The organism is Aurantiacibacter xanthus (genome assembly GCF_003584015.1).
Classification (GTDB): Bacteria; Pseudomonadota; Alphaproteobacteria; order Sphingomonadales; family Sphingomonadaceae; genus Alteraurantiacibacter; species Alteraurantiacibacter xanthus.
Genome location: NZ_QXFM01000101.1, coordinates 1 through 2,867, shown reverse-complemented (window position 1 = coordinate 2,867; position 2,867 = coordinate 1). Strand labels below are relative to the sequence as shown.

Annotated in this window: 4 protein-coding genes; 2 read left to right on the top strand and 2 right to left on the bottom strand. The window is 66.7% G+C overall.

Features of this window, described 5'->3' with window-relative positions:
- Both D2V17_RS11120 and D2V17_RS11115 read left to right on the top strand, forming a co-directional pair.
- Nucleotides 1-669, top strand: a 669-nt coding sequence (locus D2V17_RS11120) for an electron transfer flavoprotein subunit beta/FixA family protein (protein WP_147367364.1), incomplete at its 5' end; no start/stop codon positions are given.
- A complete protein-coding gene (locus D2V17_RS11115) occupies nt 669-1,595 on the top strand; it encodes an electron transfer flavoprotein subunit alpha/FixB family protein (RefSeq protein WP_119593038.1) in 927 nt (308 codons plus the stop codon). The genes D2V17_RS11120 and D2V17_RS11115, both read left to right, overlap by 1 nt.
- A gap of 5 nt (nt 1,596-1,600) precedes the next feature.
- Here D2V17_RS11115 and D2V17_RS11110 read toward each other — a convergent pair whose 3' ends face one another.
- Both D2V17_RS11110 and D2V17_RS11105 read right to left on the bottom strand, forming a co-directional pair.
- Entirely contained in the window at nt 1,601-2,125 is a 525-nt protein-coding gene (locus D2V17_RS11110) for a GNAT family N-acetyltransferase (protein ID WP_119593037.1), read from the bottom strand.
- Nucleotides 2,122-2,867 (bottom strand): DUF445 domain-containing protein (locus D2V17_RS11105; RefSeq protein ID WP_147367361.1); only part of this gene is annotated, 746 nt, incomplete at its 5' end. The genes D2V17_RS11110 and D2V17_RS11105, both read right to left, overlap by 4 nt.

Below are 2,867 nucleotides of genomic sequence, written 5' to 3'. Positions count from 1 at the left end.
GACCTCGCCAACGTCAAGATGAGCATGAACCCGTTTGACGAGATCGCCGTCGAAGAGGCGATCCGTTTGAAGGAAGCGGGCGCTGCCGAAGAAGTGATCGCCGTCTCGATCGGCCCGGCCAAGGCGCAGGAAACGCTGCGCACCGCGCTCGCCATGGGTGCCGACCGCGCGATCCTCGTCGAGACCGACGCCGAGGTCGAACCGCTGGCGGTTGCCAAAATCCTCAAGGCGATTGCCGAGGCCGAACAGCCGGGCATTGTAATGCTCGGCAAGCAGGCGATTGACGACGATTCGAACCAGACCGGGCAGATGCTCGCCGCCCTGATGGGCCGTCCGCAGGGCACCTTCGCCTCGAAGGTCGCCATCGACGGCGATCATGTCAGCGTCACCCGCGAGGTCGACGGCGGTCTGGAGACGGTGAAACTGGCCCTGCCGGCGATCGTCACCACCGACCTGCGCCTGAACGAGCCGCGCTATGCCTCGCTGCCGAACATCATGAAGGCGAAGAAGAAGCCGCTCGACACCAAGACGCCCGACGATTTTGGCGTCGACGTCACCCCGCGCCTCAAGACCACCCACGTGGGCGAACCGCCCGTGCGGCAGGCGGGCGAGATCGTCCCCGATGTCGATACGCTGGTTGCCAAGCTTAAATCCCTGGGAGTTGCCTGATGACTGCCCTCGTACTCGCTGAACTTTCGGATGGCGCGGTGGCGCCCGCCACGCTGTCTGCCGTCACCGCTGCCGCGCAGCTTGGTGGTCAGGTGCATGTGCTCGTGGCCGGTGCGCAAGGCGCGGCTGACGAGGCCGCCAAGATTGCCGGTGTCGAGAAGGTGCTCCACGCTGGCGACGCCGCCTATGCCGATATGCTGGCCGAGAACGTCGCCCCGCTCGTGGCGGGTCTGATGGACGGCTACGATGCCTTCCTCGCGCCTGCCACCACCACCGGCAAGAACGTCGCCCCGCGTGTGGCTGCGCTGCTTGACGTGATGCAGGTGTCGGACATTCTCTCGGTCGAAGGTCCGAAGAGCTTCACCCGCCCGATCTACGCCGGCAACGCCATCGCGACGGTCGAATCGAGCGATGCCAAGCTGGTGATCACCGTGCGCACCACCGCCTTCGACAAGGCGGACGCAGAGGGCGGCTCGGCCAGCGTCGAGTCGGTGAGCGGCCCCGGCGATGCGGGCCTGTCGAGCTTCGTCGGCCTCGAAGCAGTGAAGAGCGACCGCCCCGAACTGACCAGCGCCAAGACCATCGTATCGGGTGGCCGTGCGCTGAAGGACGGCGAGACCTTCCAGGAGATCGTCACCCCGCTGGCCGACAAGCTTGGCGCTGCCATCGGCGCGAGCCGCGCGGCGGTGGACGCGGGCTATGTGCCCAACGACTATCAGGTCGGCCAGACCGGCAAGATCGTCGCGCCGGAGCTTTACGTTGCCGTGGGCATTTCGGGCGCGATCCAGCACCTTGCGGGGATGAAGGACTCCAAGGTGATCGTGGCGATCAACAAGGACCCCGATGCGCCGATCTTCCAGGTCGCCGACCTGGGGCTGGTGGCCGATCTGTTCGAAGCCGTGCCGGAACTTACCAGTAAACTCTGACGCGATCAGGGGTGGCGCTCGAGCAGCGTCACCCTGTCGCCATCGGGTAGCGCGGCCTCGCGCATAGCCGAAAAGCCGAGTTTTTCGGCCAGCCGCAACGACGCGGCATTTCCCACACCGATCATGCAGACCACCCGGCGCGGGCCATGGGTGGCGTCAAACCATGCGATGATGGCTCGCATCGCCTCCCCCGCAAGCCCTTGCCCAGCGTGATCGCGGTGCAGTATCCAGCCAGCCTCCGGGTTGTTGTCGAAATCCGCGCCCAGACCGCGCCAGGAGTGGAACACGCCGACACTCCCGATCAACTCGTCACTGCCGTGCAGCCGGGCCATGAAGCTGCCATAACCGTAGAGCATCCAACTTCCGGCACTGCGCGCGAAGCGTTCGAACTGCGTCGCCGGGTTGGAAACAGCGCCCAGATACCGCCCGGTATCGGGGTCGGAAACGATCGCGTGCATCGGTGCGATATCGGCAGAGGTCGGCGCGCTGAGGACCAGCCGTTCGGTCTCCAGAATGGGGTAATGGCTCATAGCAACTGCTCCACCGCATGGATGGTCACCCCGACCAGCCCGCCCACCAGCGTGCCGTTGATGCGGATGAACTGCAGGTCGCGGCCCACCGCACCTTCCACCCGCGCCGTGATCGTGCGCGCATCCCACCGCTTTACCGTCTCCGACACCAGCCGCACGATCTCGTCGCCATAGCGATTGGCCATGCCGGTCAGCGTGCGGCGGGCAAAGCGGTTGACCTGCTTCTGCAAGCTCGGCTGGCTGCGCAGGGCCTCACCCAGCTCGGCCAGCGTCTCGCCGAATTGCGCGGACAGCGCGCCGTCGGGGCTGCGCAGCTGCGCGATCAGCGCATGGCGCAGGCGCTCCCACATGCCCATCCACCAGTCGCCCAGCGCGGGGTTGGCGAGCAGGTCGAGCTTGGCCTGCTCGACCTTGGCGCGGGTGGCAGGATCGTGCTGGAGGTCGTGGGCGAGCGTCTTGAGCCCCTCCTCCACCTTGGTGCGGATCGGGTGATCGGGCCGCACCAGTATTTCGGCCAGCAGCTTATAGAGCCCATCGAGCACCGAGTTCGCCAGCCGGTCGTCGAGCCCGGTCCAGCGCAGCACCGCGTTGGCGCGGCTCTGCACCATGTCGCGCACCAGCTCCTCGTTGCCTTCAAGCGCGAGGCCAGCCCAGCGCACCAGCCCGTCGATCACCGGGCGGTGCCGCCCGTCGGCAATCGCCGCTTCGAGCATCCGCCCCAGCACCGGCGACACCTCGACCC